Here is a 25,736-nt window from a genome sequence, read left to right as displayed (position 1 = left end):
TCATCAGCGAAGGCCTGCGGTACCGCAACCGCGACAACCTCGACTCCCGGGATGGCGAATGAGCCTGTTTGACAAAATCCTCATCGCCAACCGCGGTGAAATCGCCTGCCGCATCATGCGCACCTGCCGGCAACTGGGCATCGCCACCGTGGCCGTGTATTCGGAAGCCGACCGCCATGCCGAGCATGTCCGCATGGCCGATGAATCGGTTTGCATCGGCCCGCCGGAGGCAACTCTCAGTTACTTGAATCGGCAGGCCGTTCTGGATGCGGCACGGGCCACCGGCAGCCAGGCCATCCATCCCGGCTACGGTTTTCTTTCCGAAAACGCCGAGTTCGCCGAAATGGTGGAAGCCGCAGGTCTGGTGTTCATCGGCCCGAAAGCCGCCAGCATGCGGGCCATGGGTTCCAAGGCCGGCGCCAAGGCCTTGATGGCCGCGCACGGCGTACCGGTCGTGCCCGGTTACGGCGGCGAGGACCAGAACGCCGCTCACCTGCAGCGCGAAGCCGACGCCATCGGCTATCCGCTGATGATCAAAGCCGCGCACGGCGGCGGCGGTAAAGGCATGCGCATCGTGCATGAGCCGGCGGCTTTCGCGGCGGCGCTCGAATCCTGCCAACGTGAGGCGCGCAACGCCTTCGGCAAGGACCGTGTCCTGCTTGAGCGCTATATCGAAAAGCCGCGCCATATCGAGTTCCAGATCTTTGCCGACAGCCACGCCAACACCATCCACATCGGCGAGCGCGAATGCTCGGCGCAGCGTCGATTCCAGAAGGTCATCGAAGAGTCGCCCTCGCCTTTTCTGGATGCCGATCACCGTGCACGCATGGCCGAAGCGGCCGTGGCCGCGGCGCGCGCGGTGGATTACCGCAATGCCGGAACCGTCGAGTTCATCGTGGCGCCCAACGGCGATTTTTACTTCATGGAAATCAATTCCCGCTTGCAGGTCGAGCATCCGGTCACCGAAATGGTCACCGGCCTTGATCTGGTCCGCTGGCAGATTGAAGTCGCCGCCGGCCGCCCGCTCCCGCTGTCGCAGGACGCCATCCGCCACCGGGGTCACGCCATCGAGGTGCGCCTGTATGCAGAAAATCCGGATCTGAATTTCATGCCCGGTAGCGGCACGATTCGCCAGCTGCACTTGCCTGAAACCGGCACCGGCCTGCGCATCGACGGCGGTTTCCGCGAGGGCGATACGGTCAGCGTTTACTATGACCCGATGCTGGCCAAGCTCATCGTGCATGCCGACAGCCGTGAAGCCGCCCTGCACCGCCTGCAGGACGCCCTGGCCGGCTGCCAGATCTTCGGTCTGCCCAGCAACATCGGATTTCTCGAGGATTTGGTCGCGCACCCGGCAGTACAGCAGGGCGACATCGACACCGGCTTTCTCGACCGGAATCTGGACGATGTCCTGAAAAAACCGGAGCAGTTACCCGACTGGCATGTCGCGGCAGCGGCTTATTTCAGCCTGAAGGCGGCGGAACACGCTGTGCCGGAATCTGCCGGCGACCCCTGGTCGCAACGCGATTTCTGGCGTCCCTACGGCCACGGCGCGTTCCGCGTCGCGCTGAAACATCATGCGGACTTCGTTCTTTACCGGCTCCGGCTGGTCGAGGGCCGCTTGACCGTTTCGGCTGAGGGCCGTGAATTCGCGGCGAAGGTGCGGGGCGGAAATGCAACAACCCTGTCGCTCGAGATGGAGGGACGCCACCACGATCTGCATTGCTTCCGCTGCGATAACGCCTTGGTCGTGCACGATGGCCGGCGGCGCTCGCATTGGCAGATCCGGATTCCGGGCAGCGACGTCAATGAGGGATCCGACCGTTCCGATGGATTTATCCGCGCCCCCATGCCCGGAAAACTGGTGCTGCTTAAAGCGCAGTCCGGGCAGAAAGTCGCTGCCGGCGAGGAGCTGGCCGTCATGGAGGCCATGAAAATGGAGCTCAGCATCAAGGCGCCGGGCAATGGCCGCATCACCGGCATTCTGGCCGAAGCCGGAAGTGTTTTGGATGCCGATGCCGGAATTTTCTGCTGGGATCCCGTGCATGACTGACCATGTCCGCATCGTTGAAGTCGCCGCCCGTGACGGCCTGCAGAATGAACCGGGCTTCGTGGCCACCGCCGACAAGGCCGAACTGATCCGCCGGCTGGCCGATTGCGGACTGCGAACGATTGAAGCCACCAGTTTCGTCAGTCCGAAATGGGTGCCGCAGCTGGCCGATGCCGAACAGCTGTTTGCCCTGCTCCCGAAGGACGATGGCTGCCGGTATCCGGTTTTGGTGCCGAATTTGAAAGGCTACGAACGCGCGCTGGCCTGCGGCGTCCGGGAAGTGGCGGTATTCGCTGCCGCCTCGGAGGCGTTCAGCATGCGCAACATCAACGCCAGCATCGATGAAAGCATCGCACGCTTCGAGCCCGTCATCGAGCGCGCCATGGCCGATGGCATCGCGGTGCGCGGCTACATCTCCACCGTGCTCGGCTGTCCTTACCAGGGTGCGGTCGACACCGCCGATGTGGTGCGCCTGGCCAGAACCCTGAAAGACATGGGCTGTTACGAAATCTCCCTCGGCGACACCATCGGGGTCGGTACCGCGCATGCCGCACGTGCGCTCGTGCGTGCCGTTGCGGGTGAAATCCCGATGGAGGCGATTGCCGTGCACTTCCACGACACCTACGGACAGGCCTTGGCCAATGTCACGGCCTGTCTCGAGGCCGGCGTACGCACGGTCGATGCTTCGGTTTCCGGTACCGGGGGATGCCCCTACGCCAAAGGCGCCAGCGGCAACCTCGCCACCGAAGATCTGGTTTACGCCCTGCACGGCATGGGCTTTGCCACCGGTGTGGATTTGGCTAGACTGGTCGATACCGGCGCCTGGCTGAGCCGTCTGCTCGGCCGGCCAAGCGCCAGCAACGTCAACCGGGCCATGCATCATGAAAAACCGTAACTGGAAAATCCGTCCGATCACGCCGCACGATGATTCACGCGTGGCTTACATCATCCGCAGCGTGATGCCGGAATTCGGTGCCGACGGCGAGGGATTCGCCATCCATGATCCGGAAGTGGACTGGATGAGCAAGGCCTACAACGCCCCCCGAAGCGCCTACTTCGTGGTCGAACTGGAAGGCCAGGTCATGGGCGGTGGCGGCATTGCGCCGCTGGAAGGCGCGACCAATCCGCGCATCTGCGAACTGCGGAAAATGTATTTCCTGCCGGCGCTGCGCGGCCTGGGCGCCGGCCAGGCGCTGATGGAGACCTGCCTGGCCAAGGCCCGCGATTTCGGATTCGAACTGTGCTACCTCGAAACGCTCGCCGGCATGGACAGCGCCATGGCGCTGTATCACAAAGCCGGATTCCGATCCTTGGACAAACCCATGGGCGATACCGGTCACGGCGGCTGCAACCGGTTCTTTTCGAAAAGCCTGTAACGGATCAGCGCGTTCTGCCGAGCTCGATGAAGATGTTGCTGTCGCCTTCGTTGCTGTGGCCGTAGCCCATCATCAGCAGTCCGAGCCAGGAATCGAAGCCAAGGTAGACGCTGCCGTGAGTCTGGTAGTCATCGAAAACGATGGCGCTGTCATACCAGATCTTGCCGCGCTCAAGCGAGCCGCCCAGCACCAGGGAACGGCCGAGCAGCTTGCCTAATTCAAAGTTATAACCGGCAAACACCAACGCGTAGTTCTCGGCAAACTGCTGCTGGGCCTGGTATCCGGCAAAGCGGGTTACGCCGCCAAGCCCATAATAGTTCTGGAAACCGGAATCACCGCTGAAGGTATTGTGATAGCGCAGTCCGGCGAAGCCGGAATGCTTGCCGAGGGCGCGGGCATGCAATAGGTCGAAATTGAACTGGCGGTAGTCGTCATCGCTGCCCCAGGCATCGATGGAGCTGACCACGGAGGCTTCCAGGACATTGCCGTTGCGCGGCAGGTAGAGCGAATCGACGGTGTCGATGGTGAATCCGAGCGCAAGCTCGCGGCGCTGGTAATCGTACTCGGGAAACGCCGTCGAGCCGATGTTGCGTTCAAGCCGGCCATTGGCGATGTTGGCCTGCAGGCTCAACTCGCCCCAGTTGCCGTAGGCGCGGCCGAGCTTGGCGCTCATGAACACCGTCGGCGCAGCGTACTCCACCAGCACATTCTCGTTGCCGTCCACCAGGGACAGCAGGGGTTTTTCGTAACCGACACGGATATCGGTGAAGAACGGCGATGCCGGCGCCAGCGGCTGATACCACTCGCTGGTCAGGCTGGGCTCGTCGCCGAGGGTCAACAGCGTGCGCAGCTCGCCGCCGGAAGGATTCATCGGCGTGATGGTGACACCGGTGGTGATATTGAACAGGAACTGTCCTTTCGAGCTGCCGCTGAAGTTCAAGCCGTACTCGCCGAAATACTTGCCGACCACCGGCGGGGTCACCGTTACTTTCAGGCCGGTTTCGCCCTGTTTCTCGACCACCTCATAGGTCACCAGTTCCAGCGGGTACTGGCCATAAATGGCATGGATATGATCATCGATGGCGTCCCGGTCGATGGGTTTCCCCTTCAACGGATTAAGATGCCGCGTGAACAGGCGGTCATCGTATTCCGTCCGGTTATCCAATTCGATGAACGCCACCCGCATCTGAGCATCGCGGATCGGCGTTGCCTGGCGTGCCGGCAACTCGGGGCGTGCCAGCGTCGCCAGACGTGGCGCTGCGGCCGCCGCGGCTTTGTCGCCGATTTCAAGCGCCAGTGCGGCTTTTTCGAACGAGCCCGTAGTGACTTCTTTACCCAGATCCGGCTGAATCAGGATGTCCTTCGGCCCAAGCGTCGCCAGTTGTGCCTGGGTATTGCCCACCGTCAGCAGTCCCATGACCTGGTCGCCGATGGCCAGCGCGCTGCTTTCTGAGGTGATGGCCGAGAGCGGCGTGCCGACATCCACGGCAATCACGATATCGGCTCCCATCGCGCGCACGACATCGACCGGCACCTGGTTGACCAACCCGCCATCGACCAGAATACGGCCGTCGATGGTGACCGGATTGAAGGCGCCCGGAATCGACATGCTGGCGCGCATGGCTTTGGCCAGACTGCCGGAATCCAGGACCACGGCTTTCCCGGTGTTGATGTCGGTCGCCACCGCCCGGTAGGGTATCGGCAGGCGATTGAAGTCGGTCACGCCCGAGGAAGCCGCGATCTGGCGTTCGAGGAACAGCTGGATGTTTTCACCGGCCAGCAGTCCGGAAGAAATCCGCAGTCCGGTCTTGCCGATACCGGGCTTGGCAGGCGCCAGGGATTCCAGATCATCCTGTTTACGCCGGAAACTGCGGTCCTGGCGGCCCACGGTATCTTTCATGACAGTGGTCCAGTCCATGGTCCGCAGCATGGTTTCCATATCGGCCGTACTCATGCCCGAGGCATACAGGCCGCCGACCAGTGAGCCCATCGAGGTGCCGGCGATGCAATCGATCGGAATGTGCTGGCGTTCAATTTCCTTGAGCACGCTCAGATGCGCGATGCCGCGTGCGCCGCCGCCGCCAAGAACCAGACCGATGCGCGGGCGCGGATTATCCGGATCCGCCGCCCGGCAGGGCAAAGGCGCATCGGCGGCAAGGGCTTGCCCGCCGGCCAGCAGGAGACACAAGGCGAATTTGATTTTCATGGGAGGGTACCCCTGAGAATATGCCGCCATTTTACGAGGTTTCCGGCGGATTTTTGCTAAAATGACACATTCCACCGAGGGTTTGCCATGAATCTTTCCGATACCCGCGCCATCGTCACCGGCGGCGTTTCCGGGCTCGGCTTCGCCGTCGCCCAGCATATCGTTGCCCATGGCGGCAAAGTCGCCCTGTTCGACATCAACAGCCTGAAAGCCGCCGAAGCCATTACCACGCTGGGCGCCGGCAGCGCCACGTATTTCAGCACCGATGTGTCCGACGAAGATCAGGTGGCCGGGAACACTGCCAAAGCCGCCGAGTTCATGGGCGGTCTGAACGCCGCCATCAACTGCGCCGGCATCATCGGCGCCGGCAGGGTCCTGGGCCGTGAGGCCTGCATGCCGCTGGCGCAGTTTGCCACCACCATCCGCGTCAATCTGATCGGGAGCTTCAACGTCGCCAAGGCCGCGGCCGATGTCATGCAGCACAACGTACCGGGCGAAGACGGCGAGCGCGGGGTCATCATCAATACGGCCTCGGTGGCCGCATTTGACGGCCAAATCGGTCAGGCCGCCTATTCGGCTTCCAAGGGCGGCGTGGTCGGCATGACCCTGCCAATGGCGCGCGAGCTGGCCCGCTTCGGCATCCGCGTGATGACCATAGCCCCCGGTATCTTCTGGACGCCCATGGTCGACGGCATGCCGCCGGCCGTGCAGGAGTCGCTGTCGGCATCGATTCCCTTCCCGGCCCGTCTGGGCAAACCGGAAGAATTCGCTGCGACCGCCGCATTCATTCTGCAGAACCGCTACCTCAACGGCGAAACCATCCGGCTCGACGGCTCGGTCCGTCTGGCCGCCAAATAACCTATTACGGATTTCCCCATGAAAGCTTCCGATGTCAAAAAAGGCAATGTCGTCGAATACAACAACACCGTGTACCAGATCCGCGATATCGAGCGCTCTGCACCGCAGGGCCGCGGCGGCAATGTCACCTTCCGCTTCACCATGTACTCGGTACCGGCCGGCAACAAATACGATCTCAGCCTGCGCGCAGACGATGATTTGAAAGAACTGGATCTGGTGCGCCGGGAAGCCAGCTTCTCGTACATGGACGGCGATGCCTTCGTGTTCCTCGACAGCGAGGACTTCACGCCCTACCAGTTGGATGCCAACATCGTCGGCGACATGGCCGGCTTCATCACCGAAGGCCTTGAGGGCGTCTACGTGCAGCTGATCGATGACGCCCCGGTCGCCATCCAGATGCCGCCGAGCGTGGTACTGGAAGTCGTGGATACGCCCCCCGAACTCAAGGGCGGCACCGCCACCAAGCGCCCGAAACCGGCCAAGCTCAGCACCGGCATCGAAATCCAGGTGCCCGAGTACATCAGCAACGGCGAAAAAATTCTGGTCTCCACGGTCACCGGCGAATTCAACGGCCGCGCCTGATGCGAACCGATTACGGCGTTCGGCTCGAGCCGCTGGCACAGCATCATGCCGAAGGCCTGCTGGCGGCAAGCGGGGATGGCGCAATCTGGCAGCTGAATTACACCACCGCGCCGGGCCCTGATCTGGAATCGGTCCGCAATTACATCGCCGTCGCGCTCGCCGGACAGCAACGTGGCGAATGCCGACCGTTTGCGGTTGTTGATACCGCCGGACGCGTGCTCGGCTCGACCCGTTTCTACGACATCGATGCCGCCACGCCGACGGTGGCCATCGGGTACACCTGGTACGCGGCCAGCGTCCAACGCACGCACGTCAACACCGCCTGCAAGCGGCTGCTTCTGGAAGAAGCCTTCGAGGGCATGGCGGTGACCGCCGTGTATTTCCACACCAGCCACCTGAATCTGCGCTCGCAGGCCGCCATCGAACGCCTCGGCGCCCGACGCGACGGTATCCTGCGCCAGCACAAACGGCACAAGGACGGCAGTCTGCGCGATACCTACACCTACTCCATTCTTGACCGGGAATGGCCGGCAATCCGGCAACGGCTGGACGCGCGTCTTTCCGCCGGCTGAATCAGTTCCTTTCCAGCCAACGCCGCGCCATGCGCCGGATGGAAGCATCCAAACCGGCATCGTGGGCCAGGGCGGCAATATCGAACCATCGCAGCGCCAGCGACTCGGCATTTCCGGAGAACTCTTGGCCGCCGGTTGCACGCACCACAAAACGGAGGTCGTAATGCCAGTGTTCCGGCGCCTCGCCGCGGGCCGGGATGCGGTGCTTGTCCAGATCGAAAATCGCCGGATCGACCTGCAGATCCGATAATCCGGTTTCCTCCCGGGCCTCACGCAAGGCCACAGCGGCCAGATTCCAGTCGCCATCGGCGTGGCCGCCGGGCTGCAGCCAGCGATCCAGCTTCCGGTGATGCATCAACAGCGCTTGCCGGCCATCGGCCGATACCAGCCAGGCCGAGCCGGTCAGATGCCCTTCCAGCCGGCTGCGCTTGCAGCAATCGGCGGCCGTGCCTGCCAGGGTGATGAACTCCTCACGAAGCACGGCTTCCGATGCCCCGGCGGCCCGATAATTCGCCAGCAATTCCAGTAAGTTGTCCCGCATTTCTGTCATGGTGGCGAATTATTCCCCGAATCGGCCGGAAAGGGCTTTACCCCTGCGTTCATCTAGCTTATGGTAATCGGGTTCGTCTGGATTACCCGGAACGATCATTATCCCAAAAAATAAAACCTACTCGAGGGCAGATTAATGGCCAATACTCCAAGCAATGGGCTTCTTTCGCGCATGCTCATGCGCAAGAGCGTTGAACAAGTCCAAAGGGAAAGCGAGACCAGCACGCTGAAGCGTACCCTGGGTCCGTGGAACCTTGTTTTCCTCGGCGTCGGCTGCATCATCGGTGCCGGCATCTTCGTCCGCACCGGCAATGCCGCAGCGCTGCACGCCGGTCCGGCGGTTCTGATTTCCTTCCTGGTCGCCGGCGTGGTCTGCGCCCTGGCCGGTCTGTGCTATGCCGAACTGTCCTCGACCCTGCCGGTTTCCGGCTCGGCCTACACCTACAGCTACACCACGGTCGGCGAGTTCGCCGCCTGGATCATGGGCGGTCTGCTCCTGCTCGAATACGGCCTGGCCGCCTCGGTGGTCGCGGTCGGGTGGTCCGGGTACGTGGTCAGCCTGCTGGGCGACTATGGTCTGGTGATTCCCCCGGAACTGACCGGCCCGTTCGGCCATGCCTTGATGCGTGACGGCGCCGCGGTCATCGGTGCCGACGGCAATGCGGTCACCACCCTGTTCAACCTTCCGGCCTTCCTGATCTGCCTGGCCCTCGCCGGCCTGCTGATCATCGGCGTGTCCGAAAGCGCGAAAGTCAACAATGTCATCGTCGCCATCAAGGCTTCGGTCATCATCGCCTTCATCATCATCGTCGGCTGGTATGTCATCCAGCATTTCGACACCCTGAAAGCCAACTGGGATCCCTTCATTCCGGAAGCCACCGGCAAGGAAGGCGAATACGGCTGGGGCGGCATCTTCCGCGCGGCCTCCATCGTGTTCTTCGCCTACATCGGTTTCGAAGCGGTTTCCACCGCCGGTCAGGAAGCCAAGAACCCGAAACGGGATATGCCGTTCGGCATCATCGGCTCCCTGCTGATCTGCACCATCCTGTACATCCTGGTCTCGATCGTGATGACCCTGATGGTCAACTACAAGATGCTGAACGTGCCCGATCCGGTCGCGGTGGCGGTCGATGCGCTGGGCCCGGCCTGGGGCTGGTTCGCCAAGACCATCAAGATCGGCGCCATCATCGGCCTGACCTCGGTCATTCTGGTGCTGATGTACGGCCAGACCCGCATTTTCTACACCATGGCCCGCGACGGCCTGCTGCCGAAAGTGTTCTCGACCGTGCACCCGAAATTCAAGACCCCGTGGGTCAACACCATTCTGGTCGGCTTCATCACCGCCGTCTCGGCCGCGTTCTTCGACATCAACACCCTCGGCGACATGACCTCGGTCGGTACGCTGGCGGCGTTCGGCATCGTCTGTCTGTCGGTGATCTGGCTGCGCACCACCCATCCGGAAATTCCGCGCGGCTTCCGCGTGCCGCTGTACCCGGTTCTGCCGGCTTTCGGCATTCTGGCCTGCTTCGCCCTGATCTTCACCGTCGAAACCCGCGTTCTGGTGTTCTTCGGCTGGTATGTACTGGCGGCGATCATTCTGTACTTCGTGTACGGCATGCGTAATTCGCAGCTGCAGAAAGGCCTGCAACAGCACGAGTGATCGTGAACATGCTTCATTGAAAACGGCGTCCCCGCAAGTGGACGCCGTTTTTTTATTCCGGATCGGATTCCGAGTCATCCCCGAGCGCGGGGAGATCGTCTTCCAACAGCGCAAACGGAACCGACTTGGCCGTCTTGGCGCCCAGAGCCTTGAGCTGTTCGGTCTGACGCACCAGATTGCCTTTGCCGGAAGACAGACGCTTCAGCGCCGACTCCTGGGCCTCATGGGCGGCAGCCAGCGCCTTGCTGACCTTGCCCATGTCGGTGCTGAAGGCCACGAACTGGTCATACAGCTTTCCGGCCTGCTCCGCGATCTTCATCGCGTTGCTGCTGCGCTTGTCGAGTTTCTGCAGGTGTGCGACGGTCCTGCAGGTGGCCAGCAGGGTGCTGGGCGCGGCCAGCACGATGTTCTTGTCCAGCGCGTAGGTGTAGAGCGCATCATCGGCACGCAGGGCGTCGATGAACGCCGACTCGACCGGAATGAAGATCAGCACGAAGTCCAGATTACGCTTGCCGGGAAGTTCTTCGTAGGCTTTCGCCGACAGCCCGTCGATATGGTTCTTCAGCGAGCGCACATGCTCTTTCAGGGCGACTTCGCGCTCAACGACGGATTCGGCATTGATGTAGCGGTCATAGGCGGTGAGCGAGACCTTGGAGTCGACGATGATGGCTTTGTTTTCCGGCAGGAAAATGACGCAATCGGGCTGTTTGCGGCTATTGCCTTCATCGACATAGGAAAACTGGGCGTGGTAGTCCCGGCCTTCAGTCAGGCCGGAGGCGTCGAGTATGCGGCCCAGCACCTGCTCGCCCCACCCGCCCTGGGCCTTGTTGTCACCTTTGAGCGCGCGCGTCAGGTTGGTCGCTTCTTCGGCCATGCGCAGATTCAATTCCTTCAGGGTATGGATGCCCTGATTGGTCTGCTGAACCGTATTCCTGAACTCGCCGATTTGGGTCTTGAGCGGATTCAGCATCGCTTCCAGATGCTCTTTGCTCTGGCTTTTGAAAGCCGTCGATTTTTCATCGAAAATGCGGTTGGCCAGGTTCTCGAAGTTTTCTTTAAGGCGATTTTCGGCTGACAAAAGCTGCTGCAACTGTTCGGCGGCGGCGGCTTCCCGCGCAGCAGCACCGGATTCCAGAGCCGCGTATTTTTCGCGGATGGCCGCCAATTCGGCGGATTGCCCGGAAAGCTTGCGGTTTTCATCCGCGAGAAATGCCAATTGCACGGCAAGGGCCGCCCTTTTCAGCATGAAAGTCAGCGCGGCAATGACTGCAGCCAGCAGCAGGAGCAGCAGGATCAGGTGAAGGGAATCAAAGGACATAAAAAAGCCAAGCTCGGAGGGAACTTGGCTTATCTTACGGCATGCCGGTCTCGTATTCCGAGACCGGAGCCATCTGAAGCGGTATCAGGCCTTCTTGGCCCAGGCCGAACACCAGCCGGCAGGTGCAACGGCGAAGCCCGCGAAAATGCCACAGCCTTTGGTTGCCGGCTGGAACAGCGCGCAGTTGGCGCAATTACTGCCGGGCTTGGCGCCCACGGCTTTTTTGGCATCGGCGACGTATTTGAGGGCGACCGCTTGCGGATTGGTCGCCGGCAGCGGCTTCAGGGCCTGGGCCGAAGCCGTGGCGGAGAGCATGGCGCCGGCAAACGGCAACGCCGCTACCGAAACCAGGCCGCGGATCAGGAATTGGCGACGGCTGTTATCTTGGGATTTCATGGTAAGGCTCCTGGAATCGTGAGAAAATGGACATGGGCTAATCATACCCTAGCGCACGCTACACTGACTTAATCCAGGTCAATGAAATGGCAATTTTTTTGGATCGATTTCAACCAATTGAGAATGACTCTTATTCATGAATGTTCCTGATACCAGCGCCGAACTGCAACGTCTTACCGCCTGCACGTCAAAACTGGCTGCTGCCAATCTGACGCCGGCGACCAGCAGCAACTTTTCCATCCGTGCGGATGCAAATAGCTGTCTGATTACCGTCAGCGGCCGGGACAAAGGCCGCTTGGGTCCGGACGATTTCATGCCCGTCGATCTTCAAGGCAAGGCACTGGAACCCGGGCGCACCGCTTCCGCGGAAACCCTGCTGCATACCCAGATCTACCGGGAACGGCCGGAGGCCGGCGCGGTGTTGCATACCCACTCCCTGGCGCAGACGCTGCTGTCCATGCGCTACGAACGGGATGGTTTCATCACCCTCGAAGGCTACGAACTGCTGAAGGCGTTCAATGGCATCAAAACCCACGAGACCGCCATCCGCATTCCGATCGTGGCCAATACGCAGGACATGCATGCACTGTGCACAGCCATCGCTCCCGCCTTCGTCGAATCGGCATTCTGGGGCTATTTGATTGCCGGTCATGGTCTTTACACCTGGGGCCGTGATGTTGAAGAAGCGCAACGTCACCTGGACGCCTTTGAATTCCTTTTAACCGCTGAAATGACCAAACTGGGGTTCCGCGCATGAGCCGTTTACGTATTTTTTCAGAATCCGCACCGGAAACCGTGCTTTTCGAAAGCCGTGATGCCGCTGTCATCGCGGAACGGCTCAACGCCGTCGGGGTCGGCTTTGAACGATGGGCGGTCCGCCCGATCGCCGACGATGCCAGCAACGAATCGATTCTGGCGGCCTACCAACCCGAAATCGACCGCTTGGTGGCGGAAAACGGATTCCGTTCGGTGGATGTGGTCAGCATCAATCCCGACCATCCCGAGCGCGACGCCATGCGTGCCAAGTTCCTGAGCGAGCACAGCCACAAGGAAGATGAAGTGCGCTTCTTCGTCCGCGGCTCGGGCCTGTTCACCCTGCATATCGGCGACCACGTCTACGAGGTACTGTGCCAGACCCAGGACCTGATCCGTGTTCCGGACGGCACCAAGCACTGGTTCGACATGGGCCCCGCGCCGCGCTTTACCGCGATCCGTTTCTTCACCGAAGCCGATGGCTGGGTCGGCTATTTCACCGACTCCGGACTTGCCGAGCGCTTTCCGCGCTATGAAGGCCGTGCATGAGCGCCATCAAGGCCATCGTCACCGATATTGAAGGCACCACCAGTTCCATCGCGTTCGTGCGGGACGTCCTGTTTCCTTATGCGCGTGCCGCCCTGCCGCGATTTCTGCAGGAGCAGCATGGGCGTGCCGATGTGACGCACTGGATCAAAACGGTGGCCGAAGAGAACGGCCTTCCGGCCAGCGACCTGGATGGCGTCACCGAAATCCTGCTGCAGTGGATCGATCAGGACCGGAAACACACCGCACTGAAAGCACTGCAAGGCATGATCTGGGTGGAGGGCTACGCCAAGGCAACCTACAAGGCGCCGGTCTACCCGGATGCCGAAGCGTCTTTGCGCCGTTGGCATGCCGCAGGCGTTCCGCTGTATGTGTACAGTTCCGGCTCGGTCCCCGCCCAGAAACTGTTCTTCGCCCATACCGACCACGGCGATCTGTGTCCGCTGTTTTCGGGGTATTACGATACCGAAATCGGTGGCAAGCGCGAGGCCGGAAGTTACGTCCGCATCGCCGGCGCCATCGGTTTGGCTCCGGAACATCTGCTGTTTCTGTCCGACATCGTCGAGGAACTGGATGCGGCAAGGGATGCCGGCTGGCAGACGGTACTGATCGATCGTCAGCAGGACTATCCGCAGTCGCGCACCGGCGAAGCCACGCACGGACATGCCCGGGCCGAACGCTTCAGCGACATTACCGCGCTTTAAGGCTGCCGCGCATCCAGGCGGTAAACAGCGTCCTGAGTCACCTCGCCGAGCCAATCATCGATGGCCCGCACGCGAATGCGGTGCTCGCCGGCAGGCAAATCCGTGGGCAGGGCAAAACGCCAGAGATGGCTGGAAACAGTGGCTTCCGGCGTCCGGTCATAGCCGGACAGTGCCGGGGCGGCGTCATCCCGAAGATTCAGCGCAAGCACGCGCGGATCGGCGCGGCTGACCCGTTGCATCGGTTGCCACGCAGCCTCGTCGATACGGACCTCGACACGGGTATCCGGACGCGCCATGAACACGTTCGCGTAAAGACCGATACCGGGATAGGCGCCCTGTCTGAGCACCTGTGGGACATGCAGCGCCATGGCGGCCTCCGGGCGGTTGCGGGCATTGAACCACTGCAGCCGGTAATCCCCGCTTGAGATATGCAGTCGGGCATAACCGTTCGGCGTACCGTCGCTCATCATGGCATCGGGCAGGCCCTCATTATCCTTTTCGCCGGCCCAATAGCCGCCGCAGGCCGCACCGGCATTGTATTCGAACAGACGGCCTGGGCCATGCCAGTCGCTGTCCGGTCCATGCCGGACGAGATTCTGGGCATGCGTGTGCGCGGTCAACAGCAGGACGTCCCGGAACGGCGCGAGCAGTTTGAACAGACGGCGGCGATCGGCGCTGCGGAAGGTTTCGGGAGCCTCCGCACTCTGGAACAAGGGGATGTGCGCGGACAGCACCAGCAGTTTGGTTTTGTCGGCTCCAGCCAGGTAGCGCGCCAGAAAATGGAACTGCGACTCCCGCAGGCCGCCGATATAGCCCGGCTTGAGGCCAGGCCGGTAGATCACATCATCCATGACGATGAAATTGGCCTTTTCTTCTTCCCAGGCGAAGGTGTCCGGCCCGAATTGGGCACGGAAGCTTTCCAGTGAACCTGCATCGCCGGCGGCATCGAAGTCGATGTCATGGTTTCCTGCCGCATACAGACGCGGCAGACCGAGCGCGCTGTCGGCCTTTTTGATTTCCGGCAGCAGCGTCAGATCATCATGCACGATGTCGCCGAGGCTGATGCCGAGCGTTGCTGCCGGATTGCCACGAAGCGGCGCGATGATGTCACGCCGGTAATAATCGACATCGACGGCCGACTTCGGCTGCGGATCGCCGAACACCAGAACCGACAGCGGCGCGTCAGCGGACTGCACGGACGGATGCAGGGCGAACGATTTGCACCCGGTATCGGAATCCGCCACGCCGCCGTATTTCAGGCCCTTGGCGTTTCCGGCCTGATTGGCAAAAAAATCCGGCAGTCCATCGCTGCGCCGGGGCAGCGCATAGCCTGCCGGCTTGATGATGAACAGGGTTTTGCCGGCCATCGCGGGCAACCGGTAACGGCCGTCACGGCCGCTGCGGACTATGTGTTCGCCATCGGAAACGCCGACACCGGAAATGCCCCGCTCCCCGGCATCGTAAACACCGTTGCGGTTGGCATCGATGTAAACACGGCTGTCACACTGCGCACGCAGCAGTGACGGAACGAGCGCCAGTGCCGCAGACAGCAGGATGCCGGCGCGCATGCTTATTGTGCGGCCCTCGCCGCCATCAGCAATTCGCCATGCTCGACCAGATCAACCATGCGCTGGACCTCGCCATCCATGGCGCGGTCGGCCGACATGAACGCGATATGCCGGCGCAAAGCGGCCAATGCCGCCGCCACAGGGCGCCCGGGAGTGAATTCACCGGCCTGGGCGAGCTCGGAACGCAGCGCTTCGACTTCGGCCATGAACGCGGCATGATCGGCATCGCCTTGCGCCGGCGCACCGTTGATTTTCGCTGCCAGTGCGCTGCAATCATGGCTGGCCGCCAGACGACGGGCGGCATTGATCATGTCCTTGCGGAATTCCAGCGCCTGGGCGGCGGTATAGATTTCCAGCGCGATGACCTTGCCCAGATCCTGGGCCATGTCGAGCACGTGGCGGGCCTCGTTGGCACCCATGGAGACATGGTCCTCGGCGTTGGCGCTGGTCGGAATGGAATAGACCGAGGCCGGATGGGCGCGGGTCGCCAGATCGTTGACGATGGCCGCCGCCGTGTACTGGACGATCATGAAACCGCTTTCGGTACCGTCTTCATTGCCGATCAGGAACGCCGGCAGACCGTCATTGGTGGCCGGATCGACCAGCTTGTTGAGCCGGCGTTCGGAAATGGACGCCAGGACCGGGATCGCGGCTTTGACATAACTCATCACCAATGCCAGCGGCATGCCGTGGAAATGGCCAGCGGAAACGATCTGATCCTCGATGTTGCGGGCGCCTTCCAGTCCCGGAAAAATCAGCGGATTGTCGGTAACGGCGTTCAGCTCGATTTCAAGCACCCGCCGTGCCTGGGCAATGGCATCGCGGACGGCGCCATGCACCTGCGGAATGCAGCGCAGCGAATAGCTGTCCTGCGGCTGGTGCTTCTTGCCGCCACGGAACGGTTTGAAGCGCTGATAGAATTTTTCGCGACCGTGGCGCTGATTGAACGGCACCCAATCCCAGGAAATATCGAAGTTCAACGCGTCCAGCGTTGCATCCGGCCAGCATTGGGGCAGCCAGGACCTGAAACGCGGCACCAGATGATAAGCGATGTCGGTCAGTTTGGATCCGGCCAGGAACTGTTGAAGATGCTTGGCCGTATGAACTTGCCCCGGGTGCGGCCGCAGCGCGTGCACATGATCGTCGAAAGCGCGCATGCGGCCGGCAAAGGCATCGAGCGTCATGGCGGCGGCAAGATCGGCGGTATCGCAGAGCTCCTCCAGCTTGGCCACGGCCAGCACGCCGGTCGCCAGCATCTGTGCGGTTCCGTTGTTCAAGGCCAGGCCTTCCTTGTGCGACAGCACAATCGGCTTCAGGCCGGCCTTGGCCAGTGCGTCGGCACCGGACAGACGCTCGCCGTCGTAAAACGCTTCGCCGCCGCCGAGCAGCACGATGGCCAGGTGCGACAGCGGGGCCAGATCGCCGCTGGCGCCGACCGAACCGAGTTTCGGGACGACCGGTACCACGCCGGCATTGAGCAATGCGGTCAGGGCCTGCAGCGTTTCCACCCGGATTCCGGAATGGCCGCGCATCAGCGTATTGATGCGGATGACCATCATGGCGCGCACTACTTCGGGTGCGAACGGCTCGCCCACGCATACGGCATGGGTGATGATCAGGTTGCGCTGCAGCTCCTGCAGAAGCGTTTCGCCGCTGCGCCGGCTGTCGCGGATCGGATGCGCGCCCAGCAGTTTGTCGGCATTGGACCCGAAGCCGGTGGAAATGCCGTAGAGCGGTTGCTGCTCGGTGACCTGCTCGGCCAGGAAATCGGCGGTTGCGGCCACTTTCGGCAGCTGTGAGGCCTCCAGAACCACGCTGGCGCCATAGGCAACGGCCACCACCTGCTCATGGCTGAGCGCGGTACCGGTCAGGGTGATTGATTTCATAAGCCCCACTCCTTGGCTTGGCTCAGGCAACGCAGCAGATCGGCACGGGCGATCTCGACCTGCTTGCCGGTCGCCAGATTCTTCAGACTGACCACGCCCTTGGCCTGCTCGCTTTCGCCGAACAGGATCATGTAACTGAAACCGACTTTGTCGGCATACTGGAACTGTTTGGCCAGTTTCTTGGCTTCCAGCTGCACTTCGCAGGCGATACCGGCAGCACGCAGCTCGGCGGCCATGGCCAGCGACTCGGGAAGATCTTCATCGCGCATCAGACCGATGAGCACCATGTGGCTGTGCGGATCGGGAGCGATCAGGCCGGCCTCGCGCAGCTGCCAGAACAGCCGGCTAGCGCCGATGGAAATGCCGACGCCGGGAAGTTTCGACTTGCTGTAGTGGCTGGCGAGGTTGTCGTAGCGTCCGCCGGAGCAGATCGAGCCGATCTGCGGATAGTCGTCCAGCGTGGTTTCATACACGGTACCCGTGTAGTAATCGAGGCCGCGTGCAATCGAGAAATTCAGGGCGTAGTTCTTTTCCGGAACGCCGAGGTCCTTGAGCATGGTCAGTACGGTCGCCAGTTCGGCAACGCCTTCGGCGGTCTGCGGATAACGCGCGGCGATATCGGCGAGCATGGCCTGTGCCGAAGCGTGGCTGCTCGAGCGCATGAGCACGAACCCGAGAATCTGTTCGATGACCGCGTGGGCCAGACCGAAGCCCTCGCCTTTCAGGGTCTGTGCCACGGCCTCGGCACCGCGCTTGTCGATTTTGTCGATTTCGCGCAATACCGCCGCCTGATGCGCACCATCGCCGATGCCGATGGCTTCGAAGAAGCCGCGCAGGATTTTCCGGTTGTTGAGCGAGATGGTGAACGGCCCGATGGCCAGCTCCGAAAAAACGGCATGGATGACGGCCGGAATTTCCGCATCGTAACGGACCGAGAGCGCATCCTTGCCGACCACATCGATGTCGCACTGATAGAACTCGCGGAAGCGGCCTTTCTGGGCGCGTTCGCCGCGATAGACCCGCTGGATCTGATAGCGGCGGAAGGGAAAGGCCAGCTGGTGTTCGTGCTCGGCTACATAGCGCGCCAGCGGCACGGTCAGATCGAAACGCAGGGCGAGTTCGGGAGCGCTGCCCTGCTCCAGGGCGCCGGTCGACTGCACGAAATAGACCTGACGCTCGGTTTCACCGCCGGTTTTGGTCAGCAGCACTTCACTCAGCTCGAACACCGGCGTTTCAATCGGCTGAAACCCGAAACGCTCGTAATTGCGCCGGATGACTTCCAGCATATGATTGAAAGTGCGTTGCTCGCCGGGCAGCAGTTCCAGGGTGCCGGCGGGGGTACGGGGCTTGATCACAATCGACTCCTACGTTCAGGCCCTTATTTTAACGGGTTGCCGGCGGTTTCGGAGATTCCCTGCGAAATAGCGGCACAGCACCCGAAAACAGGGTGTTATGCATCACCATCCGGATAAATTTCAAGCCAAGGCCTTTTCCTGAGGTGCCAAAATACGGTAAAATAGCGAAATCGGGGTGTAGCTCAGTCTGGTAGAGCGCTACGTTCGGGACGTAGAGGTCGCAGGTTCGAATCCTGTCTCCCCGACCAACTTTCACAGCGCCGCAAGGCGCTGTTTCAGTTTCTCAAGTCCGAGATTGATGCCTGAACCCTCGGAGGACCGGGCCGAAAGACTTTCCGCCGGGGTCCGGGCCTGCCAGTTCGACGGATCGGCAGCCTGCTGATACGCGGCCCTGAAAGGAACGCCGTTTCTGGCAAAATCCACCGCCAGATCGGTCGCCATCATCGATGGCTCCATGGCCGAGGCAATCCGTTCTGCATTCCAGTCCAATTTGGCCAACAGATCCGGCACCAGGGCCAGCGCTGCCAGCCCATGCCGGAAGCCGCGCATGACCGGCGCCTTGGTGTATTGCAGGTCTCGGTGATATCCCGATGGCAGGGACAATCCCTGCTCCAGTTCCGAACGCGCCCCAGAAACCACGGCATAGGAAGCGCGCAGCAGCTCGATCAGATCCGGATTGCGTTTGTTGGGCATCAGCGAACTGCCGGTCTGGTATTCCGGCGGCAGATGCACGAATCCGAACTCGCTGGTGCTGAACAAGGACAGATCCCAGGCCAGACGGCGCAGATCACCCATGGCCGACAGTAGCGCGTCGAGCGCGGCCAGTTCGAACTTGCCGCGCGACAGCTGGGCATAGGTCGCGATCTGCTGGGTGCGGGCGAAACCAAGCGCTTCGGAACAGAAGGCCCGGTCCAGCGGCAGATTGACCCCGAAGCCGGAAGCACTGCCGAGCGGGTTGGCATCGATCCATGACAGGCATTGCCCTGCCCGTTGGGCGTCGTCGATGTAGGCTTCCGCCCATGCGCCCCACCACATGCCCAAGGAAGACACCATGGCCCGTTGCAGGTGGGTGTAGCCCGGAAACGCGACCAGCGCTTCCGATTCCGCACGCTGCAGACTGACGTCGGCGATTTTCCGGCACAGCTCCGCCAAGGCCAGCAACTGGTCTTTCAACCACAGCCGCGAGGCAACCAAAACCTGGTCATTGCGGCTGCGGCCGGTGTGGATCTTGCGGCCGGTATCGCCGAGCGCCTCGGTGAGAAACCATTCGATGGCGCTGTGTCCGTCTTCGAAGCGGTCATCAAGGCTGAAATCCCCGGAAGCAAAGGCCTGATCCAGGCGGTCGAGCTGTTCGAGCAGCTGCCGGGTTTCTTCCCGGTCCAGAATGCCGATCCGTTCCAGACCACGGGCATGCGCCCGGCTGGCGCTGATGTCATAGGGAAACAGTGCGGCATCCAGCAGGATGTCATCGCCGGCCAGGAAGTTCTGGATGGCGTGATTGATTTCAAAGCCGGGCTTGGCCCAGATGACCTGATGATTCATAACACCCCCATGGTTTCGGGCAATCCGAGGCCCAGATTGATATTCTGCAGCGCCTGGCTGGCGGCACCTTTCAGCAGATTGTCCAGCACCGAAACCACCACCAGACGGCGGCCCTCGTCGGCCAGCGTGAATCCGCCGAGATGCGCCAAGACCGTTCCTGCGACCGCACTGGTCTGGGGAATGTCCCTACCAATCCGGATGCAGGGTTCATTTCCGAAGCGTTGCACGTATCGGGCCATGACCTGATCGGCACTGAAGCGCTGGTCCAAGATCATATTGGCCGTAATCGAGAGGCCACGGAAATGCGGGGCCACATGCGGCATGAACTGGACGGACGTTGCCATACGGGTGCTGACTTCACGCTCATGCAGATGATCTGCCAAGGCATACGGCATCAGATTGTCCCTGAGCTTTTCCGGATTATTTTTATCCGAGGGTGTGGTGCCGGCCCCGGAATAGCCGGAAACCCCGAAACAGTTGACCGGTCCGGAGAGCACATCCCGCATCGGGGCAATGGCCAGCTGCATGGCGGTGGCATAACAGCCGGGATTGCTGATGCGGCGCTGTCCGGCATAGCCGCTCCGGGTCAGCTCGGGAAGACCGTAATACCATTCGGGATCAAAACGGAAATCCGCCGAAAGATCGATCAGCAGCGACGGACTGCCGGCGGCATCGAAAGCCTGCGCCCATTGCGCGGCATGGCCATTGGGCAGGGCCAGAATCACCGCATCGGCGCCGGCCTCGATGGCCTGGCCCGGGCCGTAATTGACATAACGCAGACCGTCCGGCGCCTGCGGTTCGAAATCAGTCACTGCCTGCCCTTCGCGTTCCCGCGAGGACACAAAGGCAATCCCGAGTTGTGGATGCCCCGCCAGCAGACGGATCAGCTCACCGCCGACATGGCCGCGGGCGCCGATCAGACCGATGCGGTAAATGCGGTTGGCGGGGTTCATGACGGCTCCTGCTCGTGGAAACTTGCCGGTTTGCCGAGGCAATAGGACACGGCCTGCTCGATTTCCGCAAAGCCGGAAAGGCCATACCAGAATACCGTCCAATGCCCGCATTTCAGGCAACCATCGGCCGCCTGCAGATAAAAGGCATTGACCGGATTGTCGTGACGCGACCGCCAGAACAGTTTCGGCGTGTGCTGACGCATCACCGACCAGGCCGCCGCACCGAGGCCTTCGCCTTGGGCATCGTCGGCAACGGCGAATTTATCCAGATACATGGCGCCATCCACCGCCAGAAGCACCAACGCCGCCCGGTAGTCGGCACTGTAGTAGATTTTTGCTGGAACATTATCGCGGAAATAGCCCGCCTTCATCTTGCGTCCGAATCCGGATTCCATCAGTTTCTGCAAGCGGGTCTTGTCGATCTTCGACCAACGGTCGGCCGATAGAATACGTTGCCCTTTGCGCACCAATGTGCCGGAACCACGGTGGGTGAACAGTTCCTTGGCCAGCTCCGAGGGCTTGGTGATCGAGACCGAACTGTCGCTCGGCAGATCGGCCAGCAGCGCGGCAATCTGCTCGATTTTCACCTTCATGCCCGAATGCAGCCAGGGCTGCTGCATCAGACGCGCGTAGTCGGTACTGAGATTGATGGAGTCGATGATGTTGTCATCTCCGTCCAACAAACCGCCGGTATTGGTCAGGAAGATGATTTTATAGGGCTGCAGGGTCTTGACCACTTCGTTGGCGGCCCAGTCGGCATTGATGTTGACGATCTGTCCGTCGGCGGTTTCGCCGAGCGAGGAAATCACCGGTATCGATCCGGCTTTGATCGCGGAATACACGGCTTCGGTATGCACGGCGACCACTTTCCCGACCATGCCGTATTTCCGGGCATTCAGCAGTTTGGCTTCCAGCACCCCGGAATTGAGCGACACGGCGCGGATGCCCTGCACCTGCAGGGCCTCGACCAGCCGCAGATTTTCCTGCAGACACACGCGGCGCACCGTCTTCAGCACTTTCCGGGTGGTGACCCGCAGGCCGTCAACCGTGCGCTTGCGCACGCCTTCGGCGGCCAGCTCGGCATCCAGCTGCGGTCCGGCGCCATGGATGACGATCGGGGTCAGACCGACCTGCTGCAGGAACCCGAGCGAACTGACCAGCGCCTCGAGATCATCGCGCAGGATGGCACCGCCGACTTTGACCACGGCAAAGCGTGACGCATCGCGCTGCGAGAAACGCTTGAGGTATTGCTGGATTTCCTTGGCACTACCGATGTTGCTGAGCAGGCGCACGATGGTATCGCGGATGGGGCTGTCGTGGTTCATGTCATTCCAGGATGGTTTTATAGTGGTCTGCGGCCTTCTGCAGCTGCGCCAGCGCGACCCATTCATCGGCCGTGTGCGCCTGGGCGATATCGCCCGGCCCGAACACGATGGCATTCAGCCCGGCCTGGGAAAACAGGGCAGCTTCGGTCCAGAAATCGACGGCGTGGCCGATCGGAAGATTCAGGCCATCGGCGAAATCGCGGGCCTGCAGGCGCCGCTGTTCGGCCTGCGCGGTGTCACCGGCAGGCAGTGGCGGTCCGGCGAAAGTGATGTCGTAATCAGTGTCCGGCATCAAGGCCGCAAATCCGGCATGGAGCTCAGCGGCCGATTGCGTCGGCAACGGACGGAACCCCAGACGAAGTTCGGCCGACGCGGCAATCATGTTGGCTTTGATACCCCCTTCAATTTTCCCGATATTGAACGGCATGCCGGTCAAGCCGCCGAAACGGTGATGGGACTGGCTGGCGGCAAGGTCCAGAGCGGCACTGCCCCAGCGCAGTGCCTTGTGCACGGCGCTCTGCATCGGGTCGCTGATTTTCGAAGCATGCCCGGAGATTCCGATGAAGCGGACCATGGCCGCGCTGATGCCGCGGTGCGCCAGTACCGCCTGACATCCGGTGGGTTCGGACACGATGACATCGGTAAAGCCATGATCGGTTGCCAGGAATGCCGCGATGCAACGCGCATCATTGGCCTCCTCATCGCTGCTGAACAGGAATGCGGCGTCTCCTCTTGTCACTTCGGCTGCGGCCAACAGGGCCGCTGCGGCGCCCTTGATGTCGCAAGCCCCCAAACCGATGGCGCGGTGCTCATCGACCGAGAGCACGTGCGGATCCTGCGACCAGCCCGGGGCCGCCGGAACGGTATCGAGGTGCACATTGAACAGGGTTGTCGGCGTACCGCGCACGGCCAGCAGCGACACCGCCCCGGCGCCGTGATCGGTCAGCGTGCAGGTAAAGCCCGGAAGCTGCGCTTGCAGATAATCGAAAATGCCGCCGGTACCGATCCGGCGCGGCGGATTCTGGGTATCGAACGCCACCAAGGCCTTTAAATGCGTCAAGGTGCGCGACAGCAGGAGGTCATTCACTTGCGGTCACCGTTCACCTTCGCCCACAGATTCGAGCTCATGCCGAACAGACGGATGAAGCCTTCGGCTTCGGTCGCGCCCCAGTCGGCCGATTGCGCATAAGTGGCGCCTTTGGCCTGCAGGATGTGTTTGGAATCCACGGCGATGGCGGTGACCGAACCGCCTTCGGTACGCAGGGTGACGACACCATTGACGCAGGACTGGCTGGCCTTCAGATAGGCTTCCAGATCGGCTTTGAGCGGATCGAAGAAAAATCCTTCATAAACCAGCTCCACCCACTTGCGGCCGACCACCGGTTTGAAGCGGTTCTGCTGTTTGCTCAGGACGGCTTCCTCCAAGGCCTGATGGGCGGTCTGCAGTGCGGTGAGCCCCGGGGCTTCGAACACAATGCGGCCTTTGAGGCCGATGGTGGTGTCGCCGGTATACATGCCGCAACCGACCCCATAGGCGGCGAACCGGCGATTGAGCTCCTTGAGCATTTCACCGCCGGGCATGGCGTTTCCATCAAGACTCACGGCAACGCCGTTTTCGAAACCAATGCGCACTTCGAGTGCTTCGGACGGCCAATCGGAACGTTTGGCGCACCAGCCTTTGAGCTCCGGGCCGGGCGCCTGCCATTGATCGATTTCACCGCCCGAGAGGGTGATGCCGAGCACGTTTTCGTTGATGGTATAGGCTTTCTGCTTGGCCGGAACGGCAAAACCGCGCTGCTCCAGATAGTCCTGCTCGTACTGGCGGACGTGGGTATGTGCTTTCTGGATTTCGCGGATCGGCGCAAGGATGTCGTAATCGCCCAGCGACTGGATGGACACGTCGAAACGGACCTGATCGTTGCCCATGCCGGTACAGCCGTGTGCCACGGTTCGCGTTCCCAGTTCCGCGCAGCGGGCCAGGGTGTGCTGCACGATCAGATAGCGGTCGGAAACCAGCAGCGGATACTGATTCTGGTACTTCTCGCCGGACCACACGAAGGGCGTCACGAACGATTCGAACAGATCCTGGGCCAGATCAAGCGTGACATGGCTGGCGGCACCGAGTTCGGCGGCACGCCGTTCGATGTAGGCAAGCTCTTCGGCGCCGACGCCGCCGGTGTTGGCGAACACGGTATGCACCGCATAGCCCTGCTCCTGCAGATACGGGATGCAGAAACTGGTGTCCAGTCCGCCGGAGAACGAGAGAACGACATCTTTCGACATGGGGATTCCTTTAACGGATTTCAGGGTGGTTGATGAGGGTGTCCATGATGGCTTTCTGGACATGCAGGCGGTTTTCGGCTTCCTGAACCGCGATGCAGGCCTTGGAGTCCATGACCGCATCGGTGGCTTTGATGTTGCGGCGCAGCGGCAGGCAGTGCGAGAACACGCCGCCATTGGTCATCGCCATTTTCGCTTCATCGACGATGAAATGTTTGTACTGTTCACGCATCGGTTTTTCGGCTTCCCAGTTGCCGAAGTACGGCAGCGCACCCCAGCTCTTGGCATACACCACATCGGCACCGGCATAGCTGGCGGCGATATCGTGGCTGACGGTGAACGAGCCGCCGGAAGCCGCGGCATTGGATTCGGCCCAACCCAGGTAACGTTCATCCAGCAGATACTGTTCGTTCGGGCAAAGCAGAGTGACGTCCATCCCCATGCGCGTGGCGATGGTCAGTGCGGAGTTGGCCACGGCCGTATTCAGCGCTTTGGGATGATAAGTCCAGGTCAGCACGTACTTCCTGCCCCGCAGGTCGCGGGTGGCGAACTGCTCCTGCAGGGCGAGGATGTGCGCCAGCTCCTGACAGGGGTGGGTGATGGTTTCCATGTTGATGACCGGCACCGTCGCGTATTTGGCAAAGGCATTCAGCACCTTGTCCTGGCGGTCGTGCTGCCAATCCACGAACTTGGGGAAGGCGCGCACCGCGATCAGATCGACGTAGCCGGACAATACCCTGGCGACTTCGATGATGTGTTCTTCGGTATCGCCGTCCATCGCCGTGCCGAGCTCGAACTCGATCGGCCAGGCATCCTTGCCGGGCTGCAGCACCACGGCATGCGCGCCCAGCTGGAACGCGCCGAGCTCGAAGCTGGTCCGGGTGCGCATCGAGGGGTTGAAGAACAGCAGCGCGATCGAACGGCCCTTGAGCTGGTCGCCGAGCTTATTGGCCTTGAACTCGCTGGCCTTGGCCAACAGGTACTGCAGGCCGTCCACCGACCAATCCTGCGTGTTGAGAAAGTGCTGCATCATGGAATCCTTCGAGGGGTGCGGAAACGAAAAAACCCAGCCGGGGCTGGGTTTCAATGGAAAAGACAAAAAATCCGGAGACCCAGCTAACTTTTCGGCAACGGTCGGCGGGCACGCGACGTCATCGACGACGCAAGACGCGCGGACGAGAGCAGTTCAACGGCGGAGAAATCCGGATTCATCGCTTGATTATGGGCCAAATTCCCCGCTCCGGCAAGGGTTTGCGC

The 25,736-nt window shown here is 61.5% G+C and carries 23 protein-coding genes and 1 tRNA gene; 11 read left to right on the top strand and 13 right to left on the bottom strand.

Translation table 11 applies throughout. The annotated features are described in order from the left end of the window. The first annotated feature begins 58 nt into the window (after positions 1-58). From Q0W88_RS01190 to Q0W88_RS01180, 3 genes are read left to right on the top strand one after another with little or no spacing between them, the layout of a single operon-like run. A complete protein-coding gene (locus Q0W88_RS01190) occupies positions 59-2,053 on the top strand; it encodes an acetyl-CoA carboxylase biotin carboxylase subunit (RefSeq protein ID WP_297799124.1) in 1,995 nt (664 codons plus the stop codon). Further along, a complete protein-coding gene (locus Q0W88_RS01185) occupies positions 2,046-2,945 on the top strand; it encodes a hydroxymethylglutaryl-CoA lyase (RefSeq protein ID WP_297799123.1) in 900 nt (299 codons plus the stop codon). Before Q0W88_RS01190 ends, Q0W88_RS01185 begins: the two co-directional genes overlap by 8 nt. Further along, complete coding sequence (locus tag Q0W88_RS01180) at positions 2,932-3,426, top strand: GNAT family N-acetyltransferase (RefSeq protein WP_297799121.1); 495 nt, start codon at positions 2,932-2,934, stop codon at positions 3,424-3,426. The genes Q0W88_RS01185 and Q0W88_RS01180 overlap by 14 nt, the downstream gene beginning before the upstream one ends. A gap of 4 nt (positions 3,427-3,430) precedes the next feature. Here Q0W88_RS01180 and Q0W88_RS01175 read toward each other — a convergent pair whose 3' ends face one another. Then, positions 3,431-5,632, bottom strand: a complete 2,202-nt coding sequence (locus Q0W88_RS01175; RefSeq protein ID WP_297799119.1) for a patatin-like phospholipase family protein — start codon at positions 5,630-5,632, stop codon at positions 3,431-3,433. 87 nt (positions 5,633-5,719) lie between these two features. On the opposite strand from Q0W88_RS01175, the gene Q0W88_RS01170 reads away from it, so the two are divergent. Genes Q0W88_RS01170 through Q0W88_RS01160 form a run of 3 tightly spaced genes read left to right on the top strand, consistent with a single transcriptional unit; the run spans position 5,720 to position 7,644 of the window. Further along, the gene (locus Q0W88_RS01170; protein ID WP_297799117.1) at positions 5,720-6,490 is read left to right on the top strand and encodes an SDR family NAD(P)-dependent oxidoreductase; all 771 of its coding nucleotides are present in this window, start codon (positions 5,720-5,722) and stop codon (positions 6,488-6,490) included. A gap of 18 nt (positions 6,491-6,508) precedes the next feature. Continuing rightward, the gene (yeiP, locus tag Q0W88_RS01165; RefSeq protein ID WP_297799114.1) at positions 6,509-7,072 is read left to right on the top strand and encodes an elongation factor P-like protein YeiP; all 564 of its coding nucleotides are present in this window, start codon (positions 6,509-6,511) and stop codon (positions 7,070-7,072) included. After that, on the top strand, positions 7,072-7,644 hold the full coding sequence (locus Q0W88_RS01160; protein ID WP_297799112.1) for a GNAT family protein: 573 nt from the start codon (positions 7,072-7,074) through the stop codon (positions 7,642-7,644). Before yeiP ends, Q0W88_RS01160 begins: the two co-directional genes overlap by 1 nt. A 1-nt stretch (position 7,645) precedes the next feature. Here Q0W88_RS01160 and Q0W88_RS01155 read toward each other — a convergent pair whose 3' ends face one another. Further along, positions 7,646-8,185, bottom strand: coding sequence for an NUDIX hydrolase (locus Q0W88_RS01155; protein WP_297799155.1), 540 nt, complete (start codon positions 8,183-8,185; stop codon positions 7,646-7,648). A 186-nt stretch (positions 8,186-8,371) separates the two neighbouring features. Between Q0W88_RS01155 and Q0W88_RS01150 the strand changes: the two genes are divergently transcribed. Further along, the gene (locus Q0W88_RS01150) at positions 8,372-9,853 is read left to right on the top strand and encodes an amino acid permease (protein WP_297799111.1); all 1,482 of its coding nucleotides are present in this window, start codon (positions 8,372-8,374) and stop codon (positions 9,851-9,853) included. A 52-nt stretch (positions 9,854-9,905) separates the two neighbouring features. Here the strand turns inward: Q0W88_RS01150 and rmuC are convergent, their stop codons facing one another. Together rmuC and Q0W88_RS01140 are read right to left on the bottom strand one after the other, a co-directional pair. Next, entirely contained in the window at positions 9,906-11,171 is a 1,266-nt protein-coding gene (rmuC, locus tag Q0W88_RS01145; RefSeq protein ID WP_297799109.1) for a DNA recombination protein RmuC, read from the bottom strand. Between the two features lie 84 nt (positions 11,172-11,255). Then, positions 11,256-11,567 carry a high-potential iron-sulfur protein gene (locus tag Q0W88_RS01140; protein ID WP_297799107.1) on the bottom strand — a complete coding sequence of 104 codons (312 nt, stop codon included), beginning with the start codon at positions 11,565-11,567 and terminating at the stop codon, positions 11,256-11,258. A 136-nt stretch (positions 11,568-11,703) separates the two neighbouring features. On the opposite strand from Q0W88_RS01140, the gene Q0W88_RS01135 reads away from it, so the two are divergent. The 3 genes from Q0W88_RS01135 to mtnC are packed head-to-tail and all read left to right on the top strand — an operon-like array spanning position 11,704 to position 13,570. Then, positions 11,704-12,324: a methylthioribulose 1-phosphate dehydratase gene (locus tag Q0W88_RS01135; protein ID WP_297799104.1), complete on the top strand. Its 621-nt coding sequence runs from the start codon at positions 11,704-11,706 to the stop codon at positions 12,322-12,324. After that, positions 12,321-12,869 carry an acireductone dioxygenase gene (locus Q0W88_RS01130; protein ID WP_297799101.1) on the top strand — a complete coding sequence of 183 codons (549 nt, stop codon included), beginning with the start codon at positions 12,321-12,323 and terminating at the stop codon, positions 12,867-12,869. The genes Q0W88_RS01135 and Q0W88_RS01130 overlap by 4 nt, the downstream gene beginning before the upstream one ends. Next, positions 12,866-13,570: an acireductone synthase gene (gene mtnC, locus Q0W88_RS01125; RefSeq protein ID WP_297799099.1), complete on the top strand. Its 705-nt coding sequence runs from the start codon at positions 12,866-12,868 to the stop codon at positions 13,568-13,570. The genes Q0W88_RS01130 and mtnC overlap by 4 nt, the downstream gene beginning before the upstream one ends. Here the strand turns inward: mtnC and Q0W88_RS01120 are convergent. Genes Q0W88_RS01120 through hisS form a run of 3 tightly spaced genes read right to left on the bottom strand, consistent with a single transcriptional unit; the run spans position 13,567 to position 18,379 of the window. Beyond that, the gene (locus Q0W88_RS01120) at positions 13,567-15,138 is read right to left on the bottom strand and encodes a calcineurin-like phosphoesterase family protein (RefSeq protein WP_297799096.1); all 1,572 of its coding nucleotides are present in this window, start codon (positions 15,136-15,138) and stop codon (positions 13,567-13,569) included. The two genes, mtnC and Q0W88_RS01120, sit on opposite strands and share 4 nt — an antisense overlap. A gap of 2 nt (positions 15,139-15,140) precedes the next feature. Next, positions 15,141-17,024 carry an aromatic amino acid lyase gene (locus Q0W88_RS01115; RefSeq protein ID WP_297799094.1) on the bottom strand — a complete coding sequence of 628 codons (1,884 nt, stop codon included), beginning with the start codon at positions 17,022-17,024 and terminating at the stop codon, positions 15,141-15,143. Further along, positions 17,021-18,379, bottom strand: coding sequence for a histidine--tRNA ligase (gene hisS, locus Q0W88_RS01110; RefSeq protein ID WP_297799092.1), 1,359 nt, complete (start codon positions 18,377-18,379; stop codon positions 17,021-17,023). The genes Q0W88_RS01115 and hisS overlap by 4 nt, the downstream gene beginning before the upstream one ends. A 171-nt stretch (positions 18,380-18,550) precedes the next feature. Between hisS and Q0W88_RS01105 the strand changes: the two genes are divergently transcribed. Next, positions 18,551-18,627, top strand: a tRNA-Pro gene (locus Q0W88_RS01105). Between the two features lie 4 nt (positions 18,628-18,631). Here the strand turns inward: Q0W88_RS01105 and argH are convergent. The 6 genes from argH to Q0W88_RS01075 are packed head-to-tail and all read right to left on the bottom strand — an operon-like array spanning position 18,632 to position 25,509. Next, a complete protein-coding gene (gene argH / locus Q0W88_RS01100; RefSeq protein ID WP_297799090.1) occupies positions 18,632-19,921 on the bottom strand; it encodes an argininosuccinate lyase in 1,290 nt (429 codons plus the stop codon). Continuing rightward, positions 19,918-20,874 (bottom strand): N-acetyl-gamma-glutamyl-phosphate reductase, encoded by a 957-nt coding sequence (argC, locus tag Q0W88_RS01095; protein ID WP_297799088.1) that lies wholly within the window; start codon positions 20,872-20,874, stop codon positions 19,918-19,920. The genes argH and argC overlap by 4 nt, the downstream gene beginning before the upstream one ends. After that, positions 20,871-22,199: an acetylglutamate kinase gene (locus Q0W88_RS01090; protein WP_297799086.1), complete on the bottom strand. Its 1,329-nt coding sequence runs from the start codon at positions 22,197-22,199 to the stop codon at positions 20,871-20,873. The genes argC and Q0W88_RS01090 overlap by 4 nt, the downstream gene beginning before the upstream one ends. A 1-nt stretch (position 22,200) precedes the next feature. Then, entirely contained in the window at positions 22,201-23,286 is a 1,086-nt protein-coding gene (locus Q0W88_RS01085; RefSeq protein ID WP_297799084.1) for an acetylornithine deacetylase, read from the bottom strand. Continuing rightward, positions 23,283-24,482: an argininosuccinate synthase gene (locus Q0W88_RS01080; protein ID WP_297799081.1), complete on the bottom strand. Its 1,200-nt coding sequence runs from the start codon at positions 24,480-24,482 to the stop codon at positions 23,283-23,285. Before Q0W88_RS01080 ends, Q0W88_RS01085 begins: the two co-directional genes overlap by 4 nt. 10 nt (positions 24,483-24,492) lie before the next feature. Continuing rightward, on the bottom strand, positions 24,493-25,509 hold the full coding sequence (locus tag Q0W88_RS01075; protein WP_297799079.1) for an N-acetylornithine carbamoyltransferase: 1,017 nt from the start codon (positions 25,507-25,509) through the stop codon (positions 24,493-24,495). Positions 25,510-25,736 lie beyond the last annotated feature (227 nt).

Source organism: Arenimonas sp. GDDSR-1, from assembly GCF_025980345.1.
Taxonomy (GTDB): domain Bacteria; phylum Pseudomonadota; class Gammaproteobacteria; order Xanthomonadales; family Xanthomonadaceae; genus Arenimonas.
This window is presented reverse-complemented; position numbering and strand designations above follow the sequence as displayed.